Annotated in this window: 24 protein-coding genes, 1 tRNA gene and 1 pseudogene; 21 read left to right on the top strand and 5 right to left on the bottom strand. The window is 42.0% G+C overall.

Annotation, left to right across the window (positions count from 1 at the left end; genetic code table 11):
• The first annotated feature begins 184 nt into the window (after window positions 1-184).
• The 8 genes from G4417_RS16915 to G4417_RS04990 all read left to right on the top strand — a co-directional run bounded on the left by G4417_RS16915 (window position 185) and on the right by G4417_RS04990 (window position 5,803).
• On the top strand, window positions 185-340 hold the full coding sequence (locus G4417_RS16915; RefSeq protein ID WP_330598166.1) for a DUF6440 family protein: 156 nt from the start codon (window positions 185-187) through the stop codon (window positions 338-340).
• 175 nt (window positions 341-515) lie between these two features.
• On the top strand, window positions 516-701 hold the full coding sequence (locus tag G4417_RS05020) for a hypothetical protein (RefSeq protein WP_055153920.1): 186 nt from the start codon (window positions 516-518) through the stop codon (window positions 699-701).
• A gap of 50 nt (window positions 702-751) precedes the next feature.
• A complete protein-coding gene (locus G4417_RS05015) occupies window positions 752-976 on the top strand; it encodes a DUF3791 domain-containing protein (protein ID WP_173682840.1) in 225 nt (74 codons plus the stop codon).
• A 62-nt stretch (window positions 977-1,038) separates the two neighbouring features.
• On the top strand, window positions 1,039-1,251 hold the full coding sequence (locus G4417_RS05010; RefSeq protein WP_128867761.1) for a hypothetical protein: 213 nt from the start codon (window positions 1,039-1,041) through the stop codon (window positions 1,249-1,251).
• A gap of 213 nt (window positions 1,252-1,464) precedes the next feature.
• On the top strand, window positions 1,465-2,802 hold the full coding sequence (locus tag G4417_RS05005) for a TrkH family potassium uptake protein (RefSeq protein ID WP_173682842.1): 1,338 nt from the start codon (window positions 1,465-1,467) through the stop codon (window positions 2,800-2,802).
• A gap of 19 nt (window positions 2,803-2,821) precedes the next feature.
• The gene (locus G4417_RS05000) at window positions 2,822-3,469 is read left to right on the top strand and encodes a potassium channel family protein (protein WP_055053464.1); all 648 of its coding nucleotides are present in this window, start codon (window positions 2,822-2,824) and stop codon (window positions 3,467-3,469) included.
• A gap of 71 nt (window positions 3,470-3,540) precedes the next feature.
• A complete protein-coding gene (locus tag G4417_RS04995) occupies window positions 3,541-5,106 on the top strand; it encodes an ATP-binding protein (RefSeq protein WP_173682843.1) in 1,566 nt (521 codons plus the stop codon).
• Window positions 5,099-5,803, top strand: a complete 705-nt coding sequence (locus tag G4417_RS04990; RefSeq protein WP_019161280.1) for a response regulator — start codon at window positions 5,099-5,101, stop codon at window positions 5,801-5,803. The genes G4417_RS04995 and G4417_RS04990 overlap by 8 nt, the downstream gene beginning before the upstream one ends.
• Before the next feature lie 289 nt (window positions 5,804-6,092).
• Here G4417_RS04990 and G4417_RS04985 read toward each other — a convergent pair whose 3' ends face one another.
• Both G4417_RS04985 and G4417_RS04980 read right to left on the bottom strand, forming a co-directional pair.
• A complete protein-coding gene (locus G4417_RS04985) occupies window positions 6,093-6,908 on the bottom strand; it encodes a hypothetical protein (protein WP_243872077.1) in 816 nt (271 codons plus the stop codon).
• A 55-nt stretch (window positions 6,909-6,963) separates the two neighbouring features.
• Window positions 6,964-9,204, bottom strand: coding sequence for a leucine-rich repeat domain-containing protein (locus G4417_RS04980; protein ID WP_173682844.1), 2,241 nt, complete (start codon window positions 9,202-9,204; stop codon window positions 6,964-6,966).
• A gap of 336 nt (window positions 9,205-9,540) precedes the next feature.
• On the opposite strand from G4417_RS04980, the gene hemA reads away from it, so the two are divergent.
• The 7 genes from hemA to G4417_RS04945 all read left to right on the top strand — a co-directional run bounded on the left by hemA (window position 9,541) and on the right by G4417_RS04945 (window position 17,391).
• Window positions 9,541-10,770: a glutamyl-tRNA reductase gene (gene hemA, locus G4417_RS04975; protein ID WP_025576942.1), complete on the top strand. Its 1,230-nt coding sequence runs from the start codon at window positions 9,541-9,543 to the stop codon at window positions 10,768-10,770.
• Window positions 10,760-11,257, top strand: coding sequence for a precorrin-2 dehydrogenase/sirohydrochlorin ferrochelatase family protein (locus tag G4417_RS04970; protein ID WP_173682845.1), 498 nt, complete (start codon window positions 10,760-10,762; stop codon window positions 11,255-11,257). The genes hemA and G4417_RS04970 overlap by 11 nt, the downstream gene beginning before the upstream one ends.
• Window positions 11,235-12,155 (top strand): hydroxymethylbilane synthase, encoded by a 921-nt coding sequence (gene hemC, locus G4417_RS04965; protein ID WP_330598161.1) that lies wholly within the window; start codon window positions 11,235-11,237, stop codon window positions 12,153-12,155. Before G4417_RS04970 ends, hemC begins: the two co-directional genes overlap by 23 nt.
• Window positions 12,156-12,202: 47 nt before the next feature.
• The gene (gene cobA / locus G4417_RS04960; RefSeq protein WP_173682846.1) at window positions 12,203-13,708 is read left to right on the top strand and encodes a uroporphyrinogen-III C-methyltransferase; all 1,506 of its coding nucleotides are present in this window, start codon (window positions 12,203-12,205) and stop codon (window positions 13,706-13,708) included.
• 60 nt (window positions 13,709-13,768) lie between these two features.
• Window positions 13,769-14,752, top strand: a complete 984-nt coding sequence (hemB, locus tag G4417_RS04955) for a porphobilinogen synthase (protein ID WP_008704753.1) — start codon at window positions 13,769-13,771, stop codon at window positions 14,750-14,752.
• Window positions 14,752-16,029 carry a glutamate-1-semialdehyde 2,1-aminomutase gene (hemL, locus tag G4417_RS04950; protein ID WP_173682847.1) on the top strand — a complete coding sequence of 426 codons (1,278 nt, stop codon included), beginning with the start codon at window positions 14,752-14,754 and terminating at the stop codon, window positions 16,027-16,029. The genes hemB and hemL overlap by 1 nt, the downstream gene beginning before the upstream one ends.
• Window positions 16,030-16,323: 294 nt before the next feature.
• The gene (locus G4417_RS04945) at window positions 16,324-17,391 is read left to right on the top strand and encodes a lactonase family protein (protein ID WP_173682848.1); all 1,068 of its coding nucleotides are present in this window, start codon (window positions 16,324-16,326) and stop codon (window positions 17,389-17,391) included.
• A 111-nt stretch (window positions 17,392-17,502) separates the two neighbouring features.
• On the opposite strand, the gene aroC is transcribed toward G4417_RS04945, so the two are convergent.
• Window positions 17,503-18,597, bottom strand: coding sequence for a chorismate synthase (gene aroC / locus G4417_RS04940; RefSeq protein ID WP_173682849.1), 1,095 nt, complete (start codon window positions 18,595-18,597; stop codon window positions 17,503-17,505).
• A 24-nt stretch (window positions 18,598-18,621) separates the two neighbouring features.
• Window positions 18,622-18,678 (bottom strand): annotated as a pseudogene (locus G4417_RS17700) (DUF6783 domain-containing protein); the annotation flags it as partial.
• A 263-nt stretch (window positions 18,679-18,941) separates the two neighbouring features.
• Between G4417_RS17700 and G4417_RS04935 the strand changes: the two are divergent.
• The 4 genes from G4417_RS04935 to G4417_RS04920 all read left to right on the top strand — a co-directional run bounded on the left by G4417_RS04935 (window position 18,942) and on the right by G4417_RS04920 (window position 23,699).
• Window positions 18,942-19,883: a magnesium transporter CorA family protein gene (locus tag G4417_RS04935; protein WP_025576939.1), complete on the top strand. Its 942-nt coding sequence runs from the start codon at window positions 18,942-18,944 to the stop codon at window positions 19,881-19,883.
• Window positions 19,884-19,997: 114 nt separating this feature from the next.
• A complete protein-coding gene (locus tag G4417_RS04930) occupies window positions 19,998-20,873 on the top strand; it encodes a hypothetical protein (protein ID WP_173682850.1) in 876 nt (291 codons plus the stop codon).
• Between the two features lie 17 nt (window positions 20,874-20,890).
• Entirely contained in the window at window positions 20,891-22,171 is a 1,281-nt protein-coding gene (locus G4417_RS04925; protein WP_173682851.1) for a diaminopimelate decarboxylase, read from the top strand.
• Window positions 22,172-22,607: 436 nt separating this feature from the next.
• Window positions 22,608-23,699 (top strand): leucine-rich repeat domain-containing protein, encoded by a 1,092-nt coding sequence (locus tag G4417_RS04920; RefSeq protein WP_173682852.1) that lies wholly within the window; start codon window positions 22,608-22,610, stop codon window positions 23,697-23,699.
• Window positions 23,700-23,780: 81 nt separating this feature from the next.
• Here the strand turns inward: G4417_RS04920 and G4417_RS04915 are convergent.
• Window positions 23,781-23,863, bottom strand: a tRNA-Leu gene (locus G4417_RS04915).
• A 199-nt stretch (window positions 23,864-24,062) separates the two neighbouring features.
• Between G4417_RS04915 and ftsH the strand changes: the two genes are divergently transcribed.
• Together ftsH and G4417_RS04905 are read left to right on the top strand one after the other, a co-directional pair.
• Window positions 24,063-26,018, top strand: a complete 1,956-nt coding sequence (gene ftsH, locus G4417_RS04910) for an ATP-dependent zinc metalloprotease FtsH (RefSeq protein ID WP_173682853.1) — start codon at window positions 24,063-24,065, stop codon at window positions 26,016-26,018.
• A gap of 214 nt (window positions 26,019-26,232) precedes the next feature.
• The gene (locus tag G4417_RS04905; RefSeq protein WP_008704734.1) at window positions 26,233-26,580 is read left to right on the top strand and encodes a zf-HC2 domain-containing protein; all 348 of its coding nucleotides are present in this window, start codon (window positions 26,233-26,235) and stop codon (window positions 26,578-26,580) included.
• Window positions 26,581-26,596: the final 16 nt, after the last annotated feature.

The following is a 26,596-nucleotide window of genomic DNA, read 5'->3' as shown; positions in this document are numbered from 1 at the left end:
GATTGGCGAACGGCGAATTGGATCATGATAGTTGCGAAGCAACGGTAAGCACCGAAGGTGCGAATCATGATATAATCTAAATATATTTGAATGAGAAATAAACATATGGGGTGAAAAAAAGCGTGAAATCGGGATTTAACGCTTAACGAGGAGGAATAAACATGGCAAAGAAAGATTTGAAGTTATATTTAGAGATGGAAGTTCGCTTAAAGATGAAGGGATTCGACAAATTCTTGTAGATAAGGAGACTGGAGTTAATTATCTTTGTTGGAAATCTGGATACGGGGCTGGTATTACACCTCTTCTGGATTCTGAAGGAAAAGTCATAATTACAAAGTAAAATTCAGTGTTTTCAAGGGTTTGCAGAGAATTTAACAACAGCGAGTATAGGTTTGGTTATTGGAGCTACTGTAAGTTGGATATTTAAGAAGTGTTTAATGAGAAAAAAATGAGTTTGTTTGTTAACTTCAAGTTTTTGAAACTAAGAAATCGAAAGTTGACAAGGAGGTGATTTTATGAAAAAGTTTATGCCCATTATCTATGTTATAGCATTCGTTATTGGCATTATCTTCATCGTAACAGCAGATACAGGCTTGATTACAAGTTATTATCCTGCTTTGATTGCAGGCGTAATCATTAGTTGTTTTGCGGGAGTGTTCCTTGCTATCTACTTATATGCTTGGCATAAGCAATCTAAGTGAGTTATGTCAATTCCAGTTTTATTGACCAAGAAAAATGAGGCGGATTCATAATGAGTGAGAAAACAGAGATTACTTTCATGCAAACAAGATTAATCCGGCTTGCTTCAGAAGAGTGGCATTTACCTGTTGAACAGATTATCCACTTGTTTAAAGAAGCCGATGTTCTTGGATATATAGAAAAATGTTATGGGATTTTTCATTGTGAAGTCGATGAAGCTGTGCTTGAAGATATTACTGAATTTTTGCAAAGAAAGGGAATAGAGATTAGTGCTTGAGTTAAAAGATGACTTTGTTCTCTATCCTGGTTACATTGCATTGCAGCTCATCGAAAGAAAAAATGAATTATACAATTGACCTTCTTATCACTATGGTAACAGATGAGATTGCAGAAGAAACGGGCAAGGACAGAAAAGAGATATTGACAGATTTTCTATGTTCAAAGACAGGAAAAGCACTGTATGATGAAAAAACAAAGCTGTGGTGCAATGGTCCGGCATATATAGCTGAATTGTATAGGGAAGAGTTAAAGAAATCCGGATATCAGATTTGAGCTGAATGTATATCCGTCTGTCTTTGTTGAGAAATCAATAGTTATAAGATTATAGTATATGCTGATACGCTATTTGTAAAAGTGTTGACTGTCTTTATACAATCTTAATACGAAATCATAGACTTTTATACTATCTTTGAAAGCAATTGTATATAATAAAGCGCATTATGAAGATATTGCTATAGAATCATTAGTAAGGAGTTATGATCATTTATGCCGGAAAAAATGTGTAAGAAAAAACACCTGACATCTTTTCAGCTGATTATTCTGGGATTTGCAGGTGTGATCCTTTTGGGAAGTATTTTGCTGATGCTTCCGGTTTCCTCTTTGGACAAAGTGCCGACGCCATTTCATGAGGCACTTTTTACAGCCACTTCGGCAGTATGCGTTACAGGACTTGTAGTAAAGGACAGCGGAAGTTACTGGTCTGTGTTCGGACAGACAGTTATTCTTGCGCTTATACAAATAGGTGGACTTGGAGTAGTAACCGTAGCGGCAGCGGTTTCGCTTCTTTCAGGGAAAAAAATATCTCTCATGCAAAGAAGTACAATGCAGGATGCAATTTCAGCACCTAAAGTTGGAGGAATTGTCAGACTGACAAGGTTCATTTTAAAGGGGACTCTTTTGATTGAAGCAGCAGGAGCTATGTTATTGCTGCCGGTTTTTGCATCAGATTATGGCTTAAAGGGAATCTGGATGGCAGTCTTTCATTCTATTTCTGCTTTTTGTAATGCAGGATTTGACATTCTGGGAACAGCAGATAATGCCTTTCCGTCTCTGACGGGCTATTCCGGAAATATCCTTATAAATGTGGTAATTATGCTGCTGATCATTACAGGAGGAATTGGTTTTCTTACCTGGGATGATATTTATAGGAATAAAATGAATTTTAAACGTTACCGCATGCAAAGCAAGATTATTCTCATGACTACTGTATGCCTGATTGTTTTTCCGGCAGTTTTTTTCTTTGCCTGTGATCTGAAAAACCTGCCTGCGGGAGAACGCCTGTTAGCTGCCATGTTTCAATCGGTAACTACAAGAACTGCCGGCTTTAATACCATAGACATTTCAGAGATGAGCGAGGCATCAAAAGCGGTTATGATACTGTTAATGCTGATCGGTGGTTCGCCGGGTTCTACAGCAGGAGGAATGAAAACAACTACTTTTACGGTACTGATTTTAAATGCAATTGCAACCTTTCGCAGTCAGGAAAATGCAGGGGCTTTTGGACGGAGACTGGAGTATCATGTGATAAAAAATGCAGCCACAATAGCTATGCTCTATTTTACATTATTCTTTTGTGGAGGTGTTGCAATCAGCGTATACGAGGGTCTTCCCCTTTTGGATTGTCTGTATGAAGCAGCTTCAGCTGTGGGCACGGTAGGTCTGACCTTGGGAGTCACACCGGGACTTCATGTTTTTTCACAAGTTGTGCTGATCATACTGATGTATCTGGGACGCGTAGGCGGCCTGACCCTGATTTATGCAGTATTCTCAGGAAGAAATAAGGGAAATGCAAAGCTTCCTCTGGAGAAAATCACAGTTGGATGAGAAGGAGAAAAGTAATATCATGAAGAATGTATTGATTATTGGACTTGGAAGATTTGGAAGACATATTGCCATGCAGCTGAATCAGCTTGGGCATGAAATTATGGCAGTTGACTGGAATGAAGAAAGGGTGGACAAAGTGCTTCCGTTTGTGACTAACGCCCAGATCGGGGACAGTACCAATGCTGAATTTTTACAATCCCTTGGAATTGGAAACTACGATATCTGTTTTGTGACTATTGGAGGAAGCTTTCAGAATTCTCTTGAGACCACTTCCCTTCTGAAAGAACTGGGAGCAAAACTGGTAATATCCAGAGCTGAACGTGATGTTCAGGAAAAATTTCTCTTACGCAATGGTGCAGATAAGGTGGTTTATCCGGAAAAGCAGGTTGCAAAATGGGCATCTATCCGTTACACAGATGATCATATCCTTGATTATATGGAGGTGGATGCTTCCCATGCGATTTTTGAGGTAGAAGTGCCAGAGGAATGGACTGGAAAAACTGTAGGCGGACTGGATATCAGAAAGCGTTACAATATTAATATTCTGGCAGTAAAAAATGAAGGAGAATTTAATATTGCAATTTCTCCGGATACGTATTTGGAAGAGAATAGTAAATTACTGGTGCTAGGAGAATACAGAGCTCTTCAAAAGTGCTTCCGCATATAGTAAAAAAGACTTTTGACCACAACACAGCCCCATGATATAATTTTCAAAACAGTAAAAAGGTGGGGGACAGGATGAGTTTAAAAAATGTGAATCATCAGAAACGATCATTCACATGGTCTATGGAAAAACCGTCTGCAAAGGATTATTTTCTGACGGTATTTATATTTGTGGTATGCACTTTAATTGGTCTGTTGTTTCAGAAACTGAATTTTACGGATACGAATATTGTAACCATATATATTCTGGGGGTTTTGCTTACTTCGATTGTGACAGATGGCTATCTTTGCAGTGTGGCAGGCTCTTTCTTAAGTGTATTTTTATTTTGTTTTTTTCTGACAGAACCAAGGATGTCTTTCAAAACCTATGCGGTGGGTTATCCGGTGACATTTTTCATAATGCTTATTTCATCCGTACTTACGGGAGCACTTGCAGCAAAGCTGAAAACACATGCAAAGCTGTCTACACAGCTTGCCTTTCGTGCACAGATTCTGTTCGATACAGACCGTCTGCTGCAAAAGGCAAAAGGAGAAACAGAGATTCTTGATGTCACCTGTACACAGCTTCTCCGTTTATTAAACCGCAATATTACAGCATATGTAGTAGAAAATGGAACTTTATCAGAGGGAAAGCTTTTCTCCGGGGAAAAAGAGGACACAGAAGATTTTTTGATACCAGAAGAGCAGCAGATAGCCAAATGGGTCTGTGAAAACAGACAGCATGCCGGTGCGTCCACACACCATTTTCCTCAGGCTAAATGTTTATATCTGGCAATCCGGAGCGGGGATAATGTTTACGGTGTGATTGGGATACCATTGCAAAAAGAAACACTGGACACTTTTGAATACAGCATCCTGTTGTCTGTAATAAATGAATGTGCGCTTGCAATGGAAAATGCGAAAAATGCATTGGAAAAAGAAAAAAATGCAGTTATGGCCAAAAATGAACAGCTGCGGGCAGATCTTCTTCGGGCGATTTCGCATGATCTTCGTACGCCGCTTTGCTCCATTTCCGGTAATGCAGATATGCTGCTTGGCAATAGTGACCGTCTGGACGAAGCTACCAAACATCAGATTTATAGCGATATCTATGATGATTCTGAATGGCTGATCGGAGTTGTGGAGAATCTGCTTTCCATTACCAGACTGAATGACGGAAGACTGAAATTTAAATTTACAGACCAGCTTCTGGATGAGGTGATTGCAGAATCCCTGAGGCATATCAGCCGGAAACATGATGATTATAAAATTGTGACAGACTGTGAAGAACTTGTTCTTGCACGTATGGATGTACGTCTTATTATGCAGGTTCTGGTAAATTTAGTTGACAATGCAATAAAATATACACCGCCGGGTTCTGTGATCTGCATTCGGGGAACGAAAACAGATGGGAAAGCGCAGATAAGTGTGGAAGATAATGGCCCGGGAATTCCGGAAGAAATGAAGTCACATATTTTTGAGATGTTTTATACAGGGAAAACAACAGTTGCGGATAGTCAACGAAGTCTGGGACTTGGACTGGCACTTTGCTGCTCTATTATAGAAGCACATGAAGGAACCCTGGCTCTGACAGATCATAATCCTCATGGATGTAATTTTACTTTTACTTTACCCTTAAGCGAGGTGACATTAAATGAATAAAACATTAATTTTGGTGGTTGAAGATGACAGACCCATACGCAATCTGATCGTTACTACATTAAAAACACATGACTATAAATATCTGGCTGCAGAAAACGGATCTTCAGCTATTCTGGAAGCTTCGTCCCACAATCCGGATATTGTTCTTCTGGATCTGGGGCTTCCTGATATGGAAGGGGTAGAAGTGATTAAAAAAATCCGTACCTGGTCGAACATGCCGATTATTGTGATCAGCGCCAGAAGTGAGGACACAGATAAAATAGAGGCGTTGGATGCAGGAGCAGATGATTATATTACGAAACCGTTCTCTGTTGAGGAATTACTTGCGCGTATTCGTGTCACCCAGAGGAGACTTGCGGTTATGCAGAGCGGAGAGCAGATAGAAAGCTCTGTTTTTGAGAATGGTGGATTAAAGATAGACTATACGGCAGGTTGTACATATCTGAAGGGAGAGGAATTGCATCTGACACCTATAGAATATAAGCTGCTCTGTCTTTTGTCCCGCAATGTGGGAAAGGTATTGACACATACCTATATTACCCAGCAGATTTGGGGACGATGTTCGGATAATGACGTTGCTTCTCTTAGAGTTTTTATGGCAACATTGCGAAAAAAACTGGAGCCTGAGAAAAATGGAGTGCAATACATCCAGACACATATTGGCATTGGATATCGCATGCTTAGAATTGAGAAGTAAAAAGCTAGTACATCGTTTCGTAAATAACTATACCAATCGCGTAGGATGCGGATTCGAGTGTGCAGGTCTAAAAACGCAGGCGTAGCGGGCTACGCTGAGGCTTTTAGACCTGTGCACTCGGATTTGCAGACAAGTGAGTGGTATAGTTATTTCGAAAACGATGTACTAGATACGGAGTATGTCACAGAGGATATCGCCTAACCATCTGATTTGATGATACAGCAATATCTTATTTTTATAGCAATCCTCGTAAATAATGCATTTAAGAGGATTGCTATAGATTTATTTCTCATAATATAATAAGAAGGAACCCTCCTAATATTAACAGCAATGAGGAAACAACTGAAAAGATCTGGGCTCCTACACCTGGGGTGCCGCCCTGTTTGATCGCTTCATCGCGGTCAAGTTTATTTTTCATCAGATTCTCTGTGATTCCGGGTGCGGATTTGAGAGTCTGTCCGTCCTGTATGCCGATAGCAGTTACGGTTTGCCCTGTTTCGAAATCAGCAGCAGAATAATAATAACGAACATCATATTCTTTATGTGAACGTGTCGTCTGGTTCGATGGTTCTATAAAATGCTTCTGTGTATAGGTGTTATCCGGTACATATGTATAACCGGCAGATGATAATGCTGCCTTGTCGTAATCTTCCCAGGTTTTGGTCAGCATAATATCATCAATAAAATCCTGCGAAAGTGCATAATTTCCAATTTTCCCCTGGCCTGATACCGGCATGCTGCTGAAAGATGAATTCCATTCCAGAACGCCATATTTCTTTTCGTCGTCAGTCATTGCCTCCTTCTTTTTGGAAGAAGATTTTGTTAATTTCATTGTCTGTTTTGAACTTGAAATGCGGATGCTGTCAAAGTCCAGTCCAAGCTCATCATCATGTGCCGGTTCAGTCAGCTCGAATGTGCCGCATACAATGACTGTCTTTCCATCGTTTTCCGGGTCGATCGTATCTGCTGCATCAACGTAAACTGAGTTTTTCAGAGCTGCTTTTGTTTTGGGGTTATCCACAAAGATCATCTTTAAAGCAGATACAAAAAAGAATATTCCGATTATTACAAGGAGAACCCCTCCTGCTTTCTTCAATATCTTCATAAATTTCATCACCTTCCCTTTTTATAAAAAACAAAATCCCATGGGAGCATATCCGTTATTCACCGAAAACTGTTTTCAGATCTTCAGGTGTCATAAAATCTCTTGCAGACTCATCTATCCAGTAGATATCGTTGCCTTCATAATACCATGCCCAGTCCTCTCCAAATGGAAGGGACATAAAGAATTCGTCTAATTCCTTTCCACATTTATCAATGGTATCCTTTGTAAAATAAATTTGCGAAAGATATTCAATTCCTCCGAAGGTAGTTTCATATATTTCTTCACCAACGTAAAACTCAGGAAGAGATTCCACAGAATCAAAGGATTCCATATAAATGCCCTCCACTCTGCTGCCTGCCAAAATGGCGTCTCCAATTTTCTTTATCGTAGACGGCAGATAAATATTAATCCACCATGGTATTTCAGTATGAACGGCTGGATCGATGATGTGATCTGCATATCTGGCAGCCATTTCTTTGTCCATGAAAACCCAATGTTCCGGCGCATCATAAGTATCTCTTGAACCGGCACCTTGAAATGCACTTTCCCCAATTTCTTCTACGCCTTCTTCTATATGGATTTCATGTAAATTCATCATATCACCAAAAACGTTCGTACCAATAACTTTCATGCTTCCCGGAACTGTCAGTTTTTCAATTGATGTCTTGCTGAATGCTTCAACACCAACTTCCTCCAGACCGTCAGGTAACTCTATTTTCGTAAGAGAAGAACAATCTTCAAATGCATAATCCCCCAGATATTTTAATGTGGATGGCAGGGTAACTTCTTCAAGTGCTGCACAATTTGCGAATGCGCCTTTATCGATCCGTTCTACTGCTGATGAAATAACTACTTTCTTAACATCAGCACAATTGTAAAATGCATATTCGCCGATTTCTTTAACTTCTATTCCCTTGATCACATCTGATATGATCACTTCCGGATCAGTTCCTTTGTATTTCTTCAGAACACCATCGTTACTAATATCAAACGACCTATCTATTTGTATTTCTTCTGCCGTTGGAATATTTACATCAATTTTCATAGAATTCAGTACGGTCTGAAAATTCTCGCCCTGGGCATAATCCCACAGTTCTTCTTTTGATAGTTCTTTTAAAAAGTAAAGCTCTATACACAGACAATGCTCTTTGGTAAACAGGGTATTGAAAGAAAGTTTATGTGATACTGGTGAATATGCACCGTAGAAAACAGTTTTTCCTGCCTTGAATTCTTTTACCAGACCATCTGCTTCTGCAGCTTTAAACCGCGCCTGAATCTCTTCCTGGTCATCCCGGTCCACACCAGCACCACGTCCACAGCCAAGTAATGCATTATAAACGGGATCATATCCATTCATAGTAGCCGGATGGATTGCAAGAGATCCTTTCTCCTCCGTACCTCTGTTAAAAGATACCAGAAGATGTTGCTCAGCAGACGTAGGAATTATTTCCCAAAATGCAGGAATTTCCAGTTCAACTCCGTCAATAGAAGCTGCAATGGTAGAGCCGCCTTCTGCAAATGTCAGATTCTCTACAAAGCGGCGTGTCTCTTTGGTGTCAATATCCGAAACATCCGGATATTTTTCGCGAGTTGCAGTTTGATCCTGAATATCTCTGGATAATGATTCTTTCAGCGAAGTATACGCATAAAACTGTTCCCGATCTAAAGAGCCGGCCTCATCCAGTCCTTCCGGTGTTGTAACTTCCACCAGAATTGCATTATATCCCTCAATCGCAGTCTGGTCATAGTTGATAATTTCAACAATATGGGGGTACGCCGTAATAAATGATTCATATGCGCTTGCTTTTTCTACATCTAAAGCCCATGTATAACGTTTGTACTTATAACCTGAATTTCCATAGTCCCCTTCTTCAATGGAAACGGAGCTTAAATTTTTATCTTTTACTTTCGAGCCATCTTCTCCAAAAACATTTGTCAGATTATCATATACACGAATTTTCCTGTCATAGGTAAGCGGATAGAAACGAACAAGCCATTTTTCATCAGGAGCTGTAAATATAAGACCTGAATCTGTTTTCTCCGGTTTGATATCCCACAACATACCTGGAATCTGAATGGTAACTCCGGCTTCCTCATAATCATAATCTACATATTCAGGAATCGGGGTCGGTGTGGGAGTCGGCGTTGAAGTTGGTGCCGGTGTTTCTGTTGGTTTCGCAGTTTCTTCTTTCACCACCGGTGTTTCTTCCGGTTCAGTTTCACCGCAGGCAGTCATACCTGTAATTGCCATAGTAAGACCTATAAAAATCCCTATCTTTTTGCACTTTCTGTTCATAGAAACCCTCCTTTCTTGTTCGGGACCCATATGCATTTCATTATCCCGGGAAATTCGTTTACATACGTATTCTATCTATATCTATATTATACCATTTTACTTCGTTTGCCACTGTCACTTGCGATAGTAACAGGTTGGTATGAGCCTTTTACTATAAGAATAGGCTTTTTCCGTGTTTGCAATTGACATCTTAACAGGAAATGATTATGATATCTCTGACGGCGCTTTTTAGCTGTCCGGATTTCTTATCAAATCAAATACCCTGTTGCCAGTGGGATATTTGATTTGATATGAAATGAATGAGAAATGGTGAAATACGAAGGAGAGTTAGAAATTATGAGTATTTCCATGATTGGAATTGACCATAATATGGCACCGGTGGATATTCGTGCGAAATTTGCATTTACAAAGAAAAATGCCGGTGAAGCAATGGAAAAAATAAAGAATCAAAATGGAATATATGGATGCGTGATCCTGTCCACCTGTAACCGCCTGGAGGTCTGGGCAAGTGTGGATGATGAGGTGGATGTCTGTCTTTATGACTGCCTCTGCAGGATAAAGGGAATTACTGAGGATTCTTACAGACAATATTTTGTGGAGCGTAAGGATCAGGAGGCAGTTGAGCATCTTTTTTATCTTACCAGTGGTCTGAAATCACAGATCATAGGGGAGGATCAGATCCTTACACAGGTGAAGGATGCCCTGAATCTGGCAAGAGAGAATTTTGCGGCAGATGGTGTTCTGGAGGTTCTGTTCAGAATGGCTGCTACAGCAGGAAAGAGGATTAAGACAGAGGTTCCTTTTTCTCATGGAAATCCGTCAGTGATCCATCAGGCCATCGGATTTCTGGCAGAGAAAGGGTATTCTCTCAGGGATAAGACCTGTATGGTTATCGGTAACGGTGAGATGGGCAAGGTGGCTGCTCAGGCCTTGCAGGAGGCAGGTGCAGATGTGACAGTGACCATCCGTCAGTACAGAAGCGGAGTTGTGAATATTCCGCTGGGCTGTAAGCGCATTAATTACGGTGATAGAATGGAGTATGTGCCGCAGTGTGACCTTGTAGTGAGTGCAACTGCAAGCCCGAATTTCACATTAAGAGAAGAATTATTCCAGGGAATCCGGACAAAGGATGACCTGATTCTGATCGATCTGGCAGTTCCCAGAGATATAGAGCCATCTGTTGGAAAGCTCCAGGGGGTCACACTTTATGACATGGACAGCTTCCGTATAGAGGAGGTTCCTGCAGAACTTCAGGAAAATCTGGAGGCAGCAGGCGCGATCGTAAGAGAGCAGATGGATGAATTTTTCCAATGGCTGGATGGAAGAGACCTGATTCCAAGAATTCAGGATATTAAAGATGAGGCAGTCAATGACCTGAATTTAAGGATTGCAAAGATATTAAAGAAAACACCTATGGAAGAGGATGACAGGCAGAATCTGGTCCATGCAGTGGATACGGCAGCAGGAAAAGTAGTAAATAAACTGATCTTTGGTCTGCGTGACAGTCTGAATCAGGAGATTTTCCTTGAGTGTGTGGCAGGACTGGAGAAAATATATGAAGAATAAGCCGTATTTTCCAATGTTTATAGATTTATCAGACAAGAATATCGTGGTTGTGGGCGGCGGAAACATTGCAACCCGTCGAGTGAAAACCCTTTTATCATTTACCAGAAATATCAGAGTCATTGCTCCGAAGGTCACTATGGAGATGATGGAGCTTAGCAAAGCCGGCTATGTAGAGCTAATCACACGTCCGGTGAAGCGTACAGACTTTGGAATGGCATATATGGTGATCGCAGCTACCAATGACAGAAAGTTAAATGATGAGATCCACAGGATCTGCAGGCAGGAAGGCGTTTATGTTAATGTAGCCAGCGACAGAGAACAGTGCGATTTTTATTTCCCCGGGATCTATATGGAGGATGGACTGGTGGTGGGAATCACAGCCAGCGGTCTGGACCATAAAAAAGCGCGCAGGATAAGAGAAGAAATCCAGAATGCCCTGGAGAGGGTTGCGCAGGAAGATGAGAATGAGGAGGCAAATGATGACTGAGGTGATCATTGGAAGTAGAGAGAGTAAACTGGCCGTTCTCCAGAGTGAGATGGTAAAAAGCTACATAGAGCAGAAAAGCCGCGAAGAAAATGCCGGCCCTGAAATAACAGTAAATATCCTGACTATGAAAACAACAGGAGATATTATTCTGGACCGTACCCTGGATAAGGTGGGCGGAAAAGGATTGTTTGTAAAAGAACTGGACAGGGCATTGCTGGATGGTAAAAGCAATCTGTCTGTACACAGTCTTAAGGATATGCCTATGGAGGTTCCAAAAGAGCTTCCCCTTCTGGCTTTTTCAAAGCGTGAGGATCCAAGAGATGTACTGGTGCTTCCTGAGGGAGTGGCGGAGCTGGATCCGGATAAACCTCTGGGATGTTCCAGCTTAAGGAGAACTCTTCAGTTAAAGAAGCTGTATCCTGAGATGGAGGTAAAGAGTATCCGTGGAAATCTGCAGACAAGGCTTCGCAAGCTGGATGAAGGAGAGTATTCCGGGCTGATCCTGGCAGCGGCAGGTCTGAAACGACTGGGGCTGGAAAACAGGATCAGTAGATATTTTACACCGGATGAGCTGATTCCTTCAGCAGGTCAGGGGATTCTGGCTGTGCAGGGACGCAAAGGTGAGGATTATGGGTATCTGGACGGATACTGTGACAGGGATGCCTGGATTGCAGGAACTGCAGAGCGCGCATATGTAAAATATCTGGACGGAGGATGTTCTTCGCCTGTAGCTGCATTTGCAGAGGTGGACGGAGATGAGATCTTTATCCGCGGTTTATATTACAGTGAAGCTACAGGAAAGTGGCTTACAGGTCAGATCAGAGGTGCAGCAGAGGATGGAGAGAAGCTTGGAACAGCTCTTGCAAAGCAATTGAAATCTGACTGTGAGGGAAGATAAAAAATTTATAAAAAGAAAATTCTTGTGATGCAAAAAGGAGAAGAAACATGGCAGCTGGCAAGGTTTGGCTGGTTGGTGCGGGACCGGGTGATATCGGGCTTTTTACATTAAAGGGCGCAGCGGTTCTGCAGCAGGCAGATGTGGTAGTATATGACAGTCTGGTAGGCGAAGGGGTTCTGGCAAAGATCCCGGAGCATGCCAGACTGATTAATGTAGGTAAAAGAGCAAATCACCATACAATGGTGCAGGAGGATATTAATAAGGTTCTTCTGGAAGAAGCTGAGAAAGGAAATAAAGTAGTAAGACTTAAAGGTGGAGATCCCTTTCTCTTTGGAAGAGGCGGGGAGGAACTGGAACTTCTTTCTGAGAATGGAATCCCTTATGAGATTATACCCGGAGTGACATCTCCCATCTCTGTTCCTGCTTATAATGGGATTCCTGTGACACACAGGGATTTCTGTTCGTCCTTACATATTATTACAGGACATAAACGCGCAGGGCAGGAGTATGATATAGATTTTAAAGCACTGACCCGGACAAAGGGAACACTGGTGTTTCTAATGGGAATTGCAGCACTGGAGGATATCTGCAAAGGGCTTCTTGCAGGTGGAATGGATCCGGATATGCCGGCAGCAGTTCTTCAGAAAGGAACAACAGCAGGACAGAAGCGGGTGGTTGCTACTGTAGGTACCCTCAAGGAAGAGGTGGACAGACAGGGGATAGAGACACCTGCCATTATTGTTGTGGGTAAGGTCTGCTCCCTGGCTGATAAATTTTCCTGGTATGAGAAGCTTCCTCTGGCAGGCTGGAAGGTTCTGGTCACAAGACCAAGACAGCATATTTCAAAGACAGCAGATCTTCTCCGTCAGAAAGGTGCCGAGGTTCTGGAGCTGCCGTCTATCTGTACAGTACCTGTGGAGGATAATGGCAGACTGTATGAGGCATTTGAAAAACTGGATACTTATCAGTGGATCATTTTTACAAGTCCTGCAGGTGTGGAGATCTTTTTTGACGAGATGGACAGAAAAGAGATGGATGTGCGCAGCCTGGGACAGGCGAAGATCGCAGTGATCGGTGAAGGAACGAAGAAAAAGCTGAAAGAGCATCACCTGCTAGCTGATTTTGTGCCAGGTGTGTATGACGGAGATACTCTTGGAGCAGAGCTTGCAAAACAACTTCAGGGAAATGAAAAAATCCTGATCCCAAGAGCTGAAGCCGGAAATAAAAAGCTGACAGAACTGCTGGAGCAGACAGGTGCGAAGGTAGATGACATTGCTACTTACACAACCTGTTATGAAAAGAGCAGGCTGATCGATGAGAAGAAAGAGCTGGAGACAGGAAGTGTGGACTGTGTAGTATTTACCAGTGCATCCACTGTAAAGGGCTTTGTGGAAGGCACAAAGGGACTAGACTATACGAAGGTAAAAGCCGCCTGTATCGGAAAACAGACCAAATCTGCAGCAGATGCTTATGGTATGCAGACCCGCATGGCAAAGAAAGCTACCATCGAAAGTCTCATAGAGCTTGTGGAAGAGATGAAACAGGAAAACTGATAACTATTCTGCAAAAAATGGAACAGTTATGAGAATTGTTGATAAAAGGAGCAAAAAGACATGGATTTAATTCAGAGACCAAGAAGATTAAGAGGCAGTGAAAATTTAAGAAAAATGGTAAGAGAGACAAGAATGGACAAGTCTTCCCTTATCTATCCCTTATTTGTAAAAGAGGGAACAGGAATCGAAGAAGAGATCCCTTCTATGGAAGGACAGTTCCGCTATAGTGTAGACCGTCTTCCTTTTGAACTGGAACGTCTGCAGAATGCAGGAGTAAACAGCATTATGCTGTTCGGTATCCCGGATCATAAGGATGAGGTGGGAAGCGGTGCGTACGACCCCAACGGAATCGTACAGAAAGCCCTGAGAGAAGCAAAGAAACAGTTCCCGGACATGTACTATATCACAGATGTATGTATGTGTGAGTACACTTCACACGGACACTGCGGAGTGCTCTGCGGTCATGATGTAAATAATGATGCAACACTGGAATTACTGGCTAAAACAGCTGTTTCCCATGTAGAGGCAGGCGCAGATATGGTAGCTCCCTCTGATATGATGGACGGACGTGTACGTGCTATCCGTGAGGCTCTTGATGCGAACGGACATTATGGAGCACCGATCATGTCCTATGCAGTAAAATATGCATCTGCTTTCTACGGACCATTCCGTGATGCAGCAGGTTCTGCACCGTCTTTTGGTGACAGAAAGAGTTACCAGATGGATTTCCATAACAGAAGAGAAGGAATGAAGGAAGCTCTTACGGATGTGGAAGAGGGCGCAGATATCATTATGGTAAAACCTGCCATGTCTTATCTGGATATGGTCTCTGAGGTATCAAAGGCTGTAAATGTGCCGGTTGCAACATACAGTGTAAGCGGTGAATATGCAATGGTGAAAGCAGCTGCAAAGATGGGCTGGATCGATGAAGAACGTATTATGTGTGAGATGGCAGTCAGTGCATACCGTGCAGGTGCCCAGATCTATCTTACTTATTATGCAAAAGAACTTGCAAAATGCATGGATGAAGGGAGAATCGGCTGATGGGTTTATCAGAAGAATTATTTGACAGAGCAGTAAAGGTAATTCCGGGAGGAGTAAACAGTCCTGTACGTGCCTATGGCGCTATCGGTATTGCACCGAGATTTATCGACCGTGCAGACGGATGCCATATTTATGATGTTGATGGAAAAGAATATGTGGATTATATCGATTCCTGGGGACCTATGATCCTGGGACATAATTTTTCGGAAGTAAAAGAAAGTGTACTGAAGGCATGTGAAAAGGGTCTCAGCTTCGGATGTGCAACTGCAATCGAAGTGGAGATGGCTGAATTCATCTGTGACCATATTCCACATGTGGATATGGTGCGTATGGTAAATTCCGGTACAGAGGCTGTTATGAGTGCAGTCCGTGTTGCCAGAGGATTTACAGGAAAGAATAAGATTATTAAATTTGCAGGATGCTATCATGGACACAGTGATGCCATGCTGGTAAGCGCAGGCTCCGGTGTGATGACAAGCGGTGTTCCGGACAGTGCAGGTGTGCCTAAGGGATGCACAGAGGATACCATGACTGCTGTTTATAATGATCTGGACAGTGTACGTGCACTGATGGAGCAGGCTGACGGACAGACTGCTGCTGTTATTGTGGAAGCTGTAGGCGCCAATATGGGTGTGGTTCCTCCGAAAAAGGGGTTCCTGGAAGGTCTGAGAAAGCTCTGCGATGAGTACGGTGCTCTTTTGATCTTTGACGAGGTTATTACTGGTTTCCGTCTGGCTTTTGGCGGTGCTGCAGAATATTTTGGCGTGACCCCTGATCTGGTTACCTATGGTAAGATCATTGGTGCAGGTATGCCGGTTGGTGCATATGGTGGAAGAAGAGAAATCATGGAACTGGTTTCTCCTGTTGGAAAGGTTTATCAGGCCGGTACCTTAAGCGGAAATCCTATTGCAATGGCAGCAGGACTGACACAGTTAAAATACCTCTATGAGCACCAGGAAATCTATAAAGATCTGGAGGAAAAAGGAAAACGTCTCTATGGCGGTATGGAGAAAATCCTGGCAGAGAAAAATCTGCCTTACCATATCAATCACGTATCTTCCTTGGGAAGCCTGTTCTTTACAGAGCAGGAGGTTGTGGATTATACATCAGCCAAATCTTCAGATACAAAAGCTTTCTCTGAATATTTCAAGGGAATGCTTGCACAGGGAATCCATATGGCTCCGTCACAGTTTGAGGCAATGTTTTTATCTGTTGCCCATACAGATGAGATCATAGACCAGACACTGGAAGCTGTCAGAAATTATTTTACCAAATAAACAGCAGAGCGCTTATCCGGTATAGAACTTAGCCAAAATTCATTCCAGATTGCCTGCAGCAATAGAATTTTGGCTTGTATGTGAACAGTAACGACAGTACCCTATGAACTGGAAAAAATACATAAAACTGAGTTCCGTAATCTTGTTCTGATTAGGAAAATGTGCTATAATCTTCCTATCGTATGACATCGTCCGGCAATATCGGGACGAAAACATCATTGCTCACTGGCAGCAGACGGAAACAGAGTGAGCGATGATAAATAAACTTCAGGACAGCAGGAGGAAAAAAGCATTATGAGTGAAAAGAAATATGTAGCTTATGTGGGAACTTATACGCATGGCGCTTCCAGACAGGGAATCCATGTTTATGATGTTGATGTTGAGAATGGCACTCTTACAGAACGCAGCAGTGTTGAAGTAAGTAATGCTTCCCACATGGCTGTTTCAAAGAATGGTAAATATCTTTATTCTATCGAGGATGAGGGTGTTGCAGTATTTGAACGTGATAAAAATGGTGATCTGTCACGTATCAACAGTGTAAATATTGATGGAATGAGAGGCTGTTTCCTTTCTACAGATGTTGACGGTAAGTATCTTTATGTTGCCGGATATCATGACGGTAAGGTGACTGTTGTACATACTCATAAGGACGGCAGACTTGGAAGCCTGATGGATGGCGTATTCCATACAGGACTCGGAAGTGTTGCAGAGCGTAACTTCCGTCCCCATGTGAACTGTGTTCGTCCGACTCCGGATAATAAATATCTCTGTGCAGTAGATAACGGAATCGATCAGGTGAAGATTTACCGTGTCAACAAATTGCGCAATAAGCTGGAACTGGTAGACATCCTGAGATGTCCGAGAGAGAGTGGCCCGCGTATCATTCGTTTTAGCGATGATGGTAAGTTTGCTTATATTCTCTTTGAACTCAGTAATGAGATCAGGGCTTACAAATATGATGGAAGCGGTAAGGTTCCGGCGTTTGAACTGATCCAGACGATTGAGACAAGTGCGAAGAAGGATGTTCATGATACACATAATGCAGCGTCCGGTCTTTCTCTTGCAAATGATGGCAAGCATCTTTTCTGTACAACAGCAGGTGAGGATACAGTTTCCATGTTTGAGCGTGATGAGGAGACTGGTATGCTGACAAGGAAGTTTACACTTCCGATCAGTGGTGAATATCCGAAAGATCTGGTGCTTTTACCGGATGATAAGCATCTGGTGCTGGCTAATCATGCAAGTAATACACTGACTATTTTTACAGTGGATTATGAGAAGAATATTATTGTGATGAACGGCAAGCCGATTAAGATTACAGAACCAAACTGTATCAGAATCTGGCCGGTGCCAGAAGAATAACAGATTCGTTACATAGAATTAGCAATATAGACAGATAATAAAATACCTTCATTTGAAACTGAGATCAGCTCAGAATTCAGGTGAAGGTATTTTTATGTGGATTATTTGAAATTATTTCCGATAAAAATCCCGAACCTTATCCATCTGGGAACTCATATTGACAAAGAGTGCATCCGTCAGTGTGATTGCTGCCATAGATTCTACTACAACCACTGCTCTTGGGACAATGACTGGGTCGTGGCGGCCATGGATTTCCAGAGAAAGAGGTTCTTTATCCTTGGTTACAGTCTGCTGTGGCTGGCTGATAGATGGGGTTGGCTTGATATGGGCGCGGAGTATGATCTCACTGCCGTCACTGATTCCTCCCATGATTCCGCCTGCGTGATTGGAGGTTTTGATAATTTCACCGTCTTTGACTGTGAATCCATCATTGTCAGTGGAACCGTTTGAGGAAGTTACTGCAATGCCGTCGCCGATTTCAACAGCCTTGACTGCACCGATGGACATCAGGGCGTGGGCGAGAAGAGCACTGAGTTTGTCAAAGACAGGCTCGCCAAGTCCTGCCGGTATTCCGGTAATACGACATTCGATCACGCCGCCTGCACTGTCCTGATTTTTCATACATTCTTCCAGATATTCACCGGCCTTTACTGCTGCCTGTGCATCCGGCATGTAAAATGCATTCTGATTGATTTCTTCTTTATTAAAAGAAGAAATTTCAACAGGTCCGATAGATTTGGTATAGGTGCAGATTGAAATGCCAAGTTCTCCCAATATTTTAGAAGCAATGGCACCTGCTCCAACTCTTCCGATGGTTTCCCGCCCTGAAGAACGTCCGCCGCCTCTGTAGTCGCGGAATCCGTATTTTTGGTCAAAAGTATAGTCTGCATGTCCGGGACGATAGGAATATGCAATATTTCCGTAGTCTCTGGAGCGTTGGTCTGTATTTCTTACCATCAGAGAAATTGGAGTTCCGGTGGTTTTGCCTTCAAAGACACCTGAGAGGATTTCTACCAGATCTCCCTCTTTGCGGGCAGTGGTGTATCTGCTCTGTCCGGGTTTCCTTCTGTTGAGAAATTTCTGAATGTCCTCTTCACAGAGAGGGAGGCCTGCCGGGCATCCGTCTACCACAGCTCCGAGAGCTTTTCCGTGGGATTCACCCCAGGTGGTTACCTTAAATTTATTTCCAAATGATGACTGGCTCATATGATTTGTATCCTTTCCTGTTATTGTATTAGAGTGTGTTTGAAAAATCATTCCCACAATCTGTACGCCCCATTTTGCGATATATTTTGCTATAGGTTGCCGTAGCCCGCTACGACGCTCTCATCCGGGACTTCTATAAATACTACTTTATTATAGCGAAGTGTAAAAGTTTTGTAAACCGAAAGCATTGGAATTGACAAAAATTCATGTTCAAATTATAATGATGTTTGAGTCTTTGTGAAAATAAAGAGCAAACGTAACTGTTCAGTAATCTCTTGCAGAAACTCTGAATAGTTGCAGATTTATTTGAGGGGAAATCGAGAAAAAGAAGGGAAGTGTGGATCGTGGTAAGGATTTTTAAGACAATCGATGGCGCTATCCATGAAATACAGGAACCACAGGAGGGCTGCTGGATTGCACTGACGAATCCTACGGCAACAGAGATTTTTGAAATTTCCGAGCAGTTTGGGATAGAGGTGGACGATTTGCGCGCACCTTTGGATGAGGAAGAACGTTCCCGTATTGAAGTGGAGGACAATTATACCCTTATCCTTGCAGATGTACCTGCGATTGAAGAACGTAACGAGAAGGACTGGTATGTGACTATTCCTCTTGGTATTATCGTAACTCAGAAGATGATTTTTACTGTATGTCTGGAAGACACACAGGTTCTGACAAGATTTATGGAAGGCAGGGTAAGAAACTTTTTTACCTATATGAAAACCAGATTTATCCTGCAGATTTTGTACCGTAATGCCAGCATGTATCTGAGATATCTGCGTATTATAGATAAGAAGAGCGAGCAGATAGAGGAGAAACTTCATCTGTCTACAAGAAATCAGGAATTGATGGAACTTCTGGAACTGGAGAAATCACTGGTATACTTTACCACATCTCTGCGTTCCAATGAGATGGTTCTGGAGAAACTTCTGAAGGTGGAGAGTATCAAGAAATATCCGGAGGATACAGAACTTCTGGAGGATGTTATCATTGAGAACAAGCAGGCTATTGAGATGGCTAATATTTACAGCGGTATCCTCAGCAGTATGATGGGAACCTTTGCGTCAGTTATTTCCAATAACCTGAACATTGTCATGAAGGTTCTGGCTGTTATTACCATTGTTATGAGTATTCCGACTATTGTTTTCAGCGCATATGGCATGAACCTGAGTGCTGCGGGAATGCCGTTTTCCAGGACACCATGGGGATTTCTTATCGTTATCATCCTTTCTGTAGTGGCAAGTATCATTGCAGCGATATTTCTTTCCAAGAAGAAGTTTTTCTGATTTTGCAGCTGGACTGAAAAGCAGCTATGCGGTGCAGAGTTACGCAGAGAAAGCAGATTGTGGATATCCGCTGTAACGAAAGAACGAATAGCATTTTGTGAGAAAAGGAGATCTATGAAATTTATTGACAAACTGGAACGAAAATTTGGAAACCGCGGGATTGAGAATCTTACGATTTATATTATTGTAAGTTATGTACTGGGATATGCATTGATGTATATTAATCCAGGGGCTCTTTCCATGTTGAGTTTGAATGTCTCTAAAATCCTGCATGGTCAGATATGGAGACTTGTTACATGGATTATTTCACCGCCAAGTATGTCATCACCACTTTGGTTTGTAATCGCAATTTTATTCTTTTATTATCCTGTAAGTGCTTCTTTAGAGCATACATGGGGAAAATTCAGATTCACCTTATATATTTTGTCCGGAATATTTTTTACAGTGATTGCTGCATTTATTCTGCATTTTGCAATGGATGGAATGTTGGATGGATATAGTGGGATGATTTTTTCCACATATTATATTAGTTTATCAGTTTTTCTGGCATATTCGCTGACATATCCGGATACAACTGTATTGTTTATGTTTGTAATACCAATTAAGATGAAATGGATGTCAATTGTGTATGTGCTGATTGTCATGTATGATGTTGTAAGTGATATCATGAGTGGAGCATGGTTTATGGCACTGCCGATCATCGCATCCCTACTGAACTTTATTATTTTCTTCCTTGGTACAAGAAATCTTAACAGATACAATCCGAAGGAAATCCATCGCAGAAATCAGTTTAAGAGAGCAATGGGAGAAAGCAAGACTGTTCCTTTCTCGGGTGGTAACAAGTCAGGGGAAGTGACGAAGCACAAATGTGCAGTCTGTGGCCGTACAGAGAAAGATGATCCGAATTTGGAATTCCGTTTCTGTTCCAAATGTAACGGAAACTACGAGTACTGTCAGGATCATTTATATACACATATACACAAGAAGTAAGAGGAGAAAAGATTATTATGAAAAAAGTACCATTTGTCACCCTGGATAAACTTCAGGAAATCACCGCACAGTTTCCTACACCTTTCCATCTTTATGATGAAAAGGGTATCCGCGAGAATGCGAAGGCAGTGAAAGAGGCATTTGCATGGAATAAAGGCTTCAAAGAATTTTTTGCTGTAAAGGCAACGCCAAATCCGTTCTTGATTCAGATTCTTCAGGAGTATGGCTGTGGCTGTGACTGTTCTTCCATGACAGAGCTGATGATGTCCAAAGCAATCGGATGCAAAGAGGGAGATATCATGTTTTCTTCCAATGATACACCGGAAGAAGAATTCAAATATGCAAATGAAATCGGCGGGATCATCAATCTTGATGATATCACACATATCGAGAGCGTAGAAAGAGCCGTAGGATATATTCCGAAGGTGATCAGCTGTCGTTATAATCCGGGCGGAGTGTTTAAGATCAGCAACGATATTATGGACAACCCCGGAGATGCCAAATATGGTATGACAACAGAGCAGATTTTTGAAGCATTCAAGATCCTGAAGGAAAAAGGTGCCGAGGAATTCGGTATCCATGCATTCCTTGCAAGCAATACTGTGACAAATGAGTATTATCCGATGCTGGCGAAAGAGATGTTTGAAATGGCAGTGAAACTTCAGAAGGAGACAGGCGCTCATGTGAAGTTTATTAACCTTTCCGGTGGTGTGGGAATCGCTTACAAACCAGATCAGACTCCGAATGATATCAGAGAGATCGGTGAAGGTGTCCGCAAAGTATACGAAGAGGTACTTGTTCCGGCAGGAATGGGTGATGTTGCAATTTATACAGAGATGGGACGTTTCATGATGGGGCCGTATGGCTGCCTGGTAACTAAGGCGATCCATGAGAAACATACCCATAAAGAATATATTGGTGTGGATGCGTGTGCAGTAAACCTGATGCGTCCGGCAATGTATGGCGCATACCATCATATCACTGTTATGGGAAAAGAAGACCAGCCATGTGATCATATGTATGATGTGACAGGTTCTCTCTGCGAAAACAATGATAAATTTGCAATTGACCGTTATCTTCCAAAAGTAGATATGGGAGATCTTCTTGTGATCCATGATACAGGAGCTCATGGTTTTGCCATGGGATATAACTACAATGGTAAGCTGAAATCTTCTGAGATTCTTCTCCGTGAAGATGGAAGCTTCGAAATGATCCGCCGTGCCGAGACACCGAAGGATTATTTTGCAACATTTGACTGCTTCCCGATTTATGAGAAATTGCTGGAAGATATGAAATAATACAGGAAAACGCGATTTACGCAGTGAATCAGCATATTCCGGATAAATATATACAAAAAGGAAGGTACTGATCTTATGTACAATGTCGTAAGATCAGTACCTTTTGCGTTGCCTGATCATACTGAGATTTTTGCGGCAGCATGTCAGTGAAACATATAATCTGGAAATAACAGAGGAAAGTTATTTGGCAAGCCTATTAATCAATATGCATTATTTACGAGGAGTGCTATAGTTCAGAGAAATAGGATTAAGTAATAATATGAGGAAATTCGATGAAAATCGAGATAGACATTTTCTGAAAAAATAGTAATATATAGATATATAAGCGTATGTTGATAATTATAGAGAATCTTTATGACGATTCAGCCGTGAACTGTGAAGAGACTGAATGGTTACAAATGTCTGGCTGATTATCACCGGGAAAAGGGAGGATGGAATGATGAAGAAAATAATTGCTTTTATGCTCGCAGGAATGCTTGCGCTTGGTTCTGCTACAGTTGATGCAGCACAGTTTTCGGATGGAGCAGGTTCATACAGTGAAAACTGTTTTGACGGAGGATTACGGTATATATGGCCGGCCGGTGTCAGTGAAACTGCAGTTGAAATGAATAAAAATACAGATGTGGATGTTAATGAAAGCGTTATTACAGGGCTTGAAAAACCGCTGCTTTTTTATCCTGAAATATATTATGATTTTAAAGTGACAGGTGCGGGAACTCAGAACGCCAGTCCTGTTTCTGGCGATATGAGATGGGTACCTGTATATTGGAGTCAGTCTCCTGAACCGGAAGAAAATGGAATATTCAGGCTTTGGAAGATTGGAACAGCAAAAGGAGTATATACCGATAAGAAGCTTACATTTAATCTGTACGTGTTCTTTCAGAAGGAAATGTATGATGGAACAGAGTGGAAAATTACTGATACAGTAGAATCAGTGAGATATCAATTCAGCGCAGCACCTTTGTTGAAGGAGACGGCTTCCGGATATCTGTCAGGCGGACTTTATTATAAGGTTTCAGGTAAAAAAGAGGTTTGTGTCACAGGATGTACGGCAGATATGAGTGCAGTGCAGATTCCATCGGCAGTTAATATTAATGGAACATCTTATAAGGTTACCTCTGTCGGGGCAAAGGCATTTTCCGGAAATAAGAAGATTACCGGTGTGACATTAGGAGATAACGTGGCTTATATTGATAAACAGGCATTTTATCAGTGCGCAAATCTCAAAACTGTAAGATTTGGCAGAAAAGTCGCAAAGATTGGAAGCAGTGCATTTGCAAAATGCGGGAAACTGAACAGTTTTACACTTCCGGCAGGTCTGAAGAGAATTGACACAAAAGCATTTTATCAGTGTGCGGCTGTCAAAACAGTCAAAATTAACAGCACAGCATTGAAATATGTGGGTCAGAAAGCGCTGGCAGCTAACAGGACAGTAAAGCTGAAACTTCCGAAGAAGTTATATTCAAAATATCAGAAACTGATCAAAGCAGGCGGTGTGTATACAAAAACAAAATTTGTGAAGTTTTAACCGGATCAGGTAAATCTCCCGCTCTGGCAATAAAAAACGAAGCCGCAGTAAATAACGGCTTCGTTTATATTTAATGTTTAATGCCGGCAGTGGGACTTGAACCCACACGTGGTTGCCCACAACAGATTTTGAGTCTGCCTCGTCTGCCATTCCGACATGCCGGCGTTGAAACGACTATTATAATAGCATAATCTGTTAAAGAAAGCAAGTGTATTTTTAAATTTTGAAGCTTATTTTTTCGGGATAGTTACTGTTATTATTCCATAATTCTAAAATCTTTATGAAATTTATCCCACTTTTCTTGAAAAAGTGGAAAATAAGTGATATGGTACATCATAACAAAAACGAATGGAGGAAAAGTCGATGAATATTGATAATAAAAAGCCGGGCAGAAAACCGCTTTATGTATATTATATTATTGCGGCAGTTGTTATCATTCTTCTGAATGTGCTTTTACTTCCTGCAATTGAAGGACGAAAGGTACAGACAACAGAGTACAGTGTCTTTCTGACAGGAGTGGAGAAGGGTTATGTTAAGACCGTAGAAATTCAGGATGATTATATCTATTATGTAGCAGAAAGTGACGGACAGGAAGGCTATTTCAGGACTGTCAAGATGAATGATCCTGATCTTGTAGATCGTCTGCATGATGCAAAAGTGAAGTTTGGTGCGGCAGCACCTCAGCAGACCTCTGTCTGGGTAAGCCTGCTGGCAGGATATATATTACCGATTGTTATCTTTATCCTTCTTGGAAGATGGCTCAGTAAGAAGATGATGAGTTCCATGGGTGGAGGTCCCGGTGGGGCAATGTCATTTGGAAAGAGTAATGCCAAAGTATATGTAAAATCATCTACGGGAATTAAATTCTCAGATGTAGCGGGAGAGGACGAAGCCAAGGATCTTCTGACAGAGATCGTGGATTATCTTCATAACCCGCAGAAATACAGAGAAATCGGTGCATCCATGCCCAAAGGAGCACTTCTTGTAGGCCCTCCGGGTACAGGTAAAACACTTCTTGCAAAAGCAGTAGCCGGTGAAGCGGAAGTTCCGTTCTTCTCCATTTCCGGTTCTGAATTCGTGGAAATGTTTGTTGGTATGGGGGCTGCCAAGGTGCGTGATCTTTTCAAACAGGCGAATGAGAAAGCACCATGTATCGTATTTATCGATGAGATCGACACAATTGGCAAGAAACGTGATGGTGCCGGATTTACAGGCGGCAATGATGAACGCGAGCAGACTCTGAATCAGCTGCTTACAGAGATGGATGGTTTTGACGGTTCTAAAGGTGTTGTGATTCTTGCAGCAACCAACAGACCGGATTCTCTTGATCCCGCACTTCTTCGTCCCGGACGTTTTGACAGACGTATTCCTGTTGAACTTCCGGATTTAAAAGGACGTGAGGAAATCCTTAAAGTCCATGCAAAGAAGATTAAGATTGCAGATTCCGTACGTTTTGATGAGATTGCGAAAGCTGCAGCCGGAGCCTCCGGTGCAGAACTTGCAAATATTGTCAATGAAGCTGCCCTTCGTGCAGTACGTGACGGCAGAAAATTTGCCACCCAGGCAGATTTTGAGGAGAGTATCGAGGTAGTTATCGCAGGGTATCAGAAGAAGAACAGAGTTCTTTCCAATAAAGAAAAACTGATAGTTGCTTATCACGAAATCGGACATGCGCTGGTTGCAGCAAAGCAGACCGAATCTGCACCGGTTCACAAGATCACTATCATTCCACGTACATCAGGAGCACTCGGATATACCATGCAGGTGGATGATGGAGATCATTATCTGATGACAAAGGAAGAACTTGCAAATAAGATAGCGACCTTTACAGGCGGTCGTGCTGCTGAGGAACTGATCTTCCACTCCATTACAACCGGAGCATCCAATGATATCGAACAGGCGACTAAGCTTGCAAGAGCAATGATCTCCAGATATGGTATGAGTGAAGACTTCGACATGGTTGCCATGGAGAATGTGACAAATCAGTATCTGGGCGGAGACTCCAGCTTAAGCTGTTCTTTTGAGACACAGACTCTTCTGGATAAGAAAGTTGTGGAACTGGTAAAAATGGAACACCAGAAAGCACTGAAAATCCTTCAGGACAATATTGGAAAGCTCCATGAACTTGCAAAATATCTGTATGAACATGAGACAATTACAGGTGAGGAATTTATGAAAATCCTGAATGCACCTGTACAGGCTTCCACTGCAGTGGCGGAATCTGAAAGTAATACAAAGTCTGAGAACAATGCAGAATCCGAAAACAGTACAGAAGCTGACGCAGATACATCTTCCGGGAAAATAAATCTGCAGAAGTGATATTTTTTCGAGATATACAAGTCAAAAGTCCATTGTCGCAGGCAATCCGGAAAATTGGCTATATCACAGAAAACTGAGTGAACAGCAATGAAAGCAGCAGAGGCGATTTGAGCTTCTGCTGCTTTTTCTTGCCAATTAACTCCGGTTCGGTTATAATTCGTAATAGTGAACGCAGCATCCTGGATGTTTTTTTGGAAGAAAGAAGGGAATGAAGATGGATTGCCAAACTGCAGAAGGAATGGTGAGCAGGTATATTAAACATGATCTTCCGTTAAATGAACTGGAAGAGTTTCTTGATCATGTACAGAATTGTTCTTCCTGTTATGATGAACTGGAGACATATTTTATTGTCCATGAGGTAACACATCAGCTTGATGATGACAGCAGCGATTCAGTTCTGGATTTCAAAAAACTGCTGGAACAGGACATCCGGAAATCCAGAAGATATATCCGCAAGAAGAAAGTCAGCTGGCTTATGTTTGGCGTGAGTATATGCCTTCTGATCGCTACGATTGCGGCAATACTGATTTTTGTAATGATGGAGACAAATTACATTCTATAAAGATACTGGAGGATTT

The organism is Blautia wexlerae, assembly GCF_013300825.1.
Taxonomy (GTDB): domain Bacteria; phylum Bacillota; class Clostridia; order Lachnospirales; family Lachnospiraceae; genus Blautia_A; species Blautia_A wexlerae_B.
This window is presented reverse-complemented; position numbering and strand designations above follow the sequence as displayed.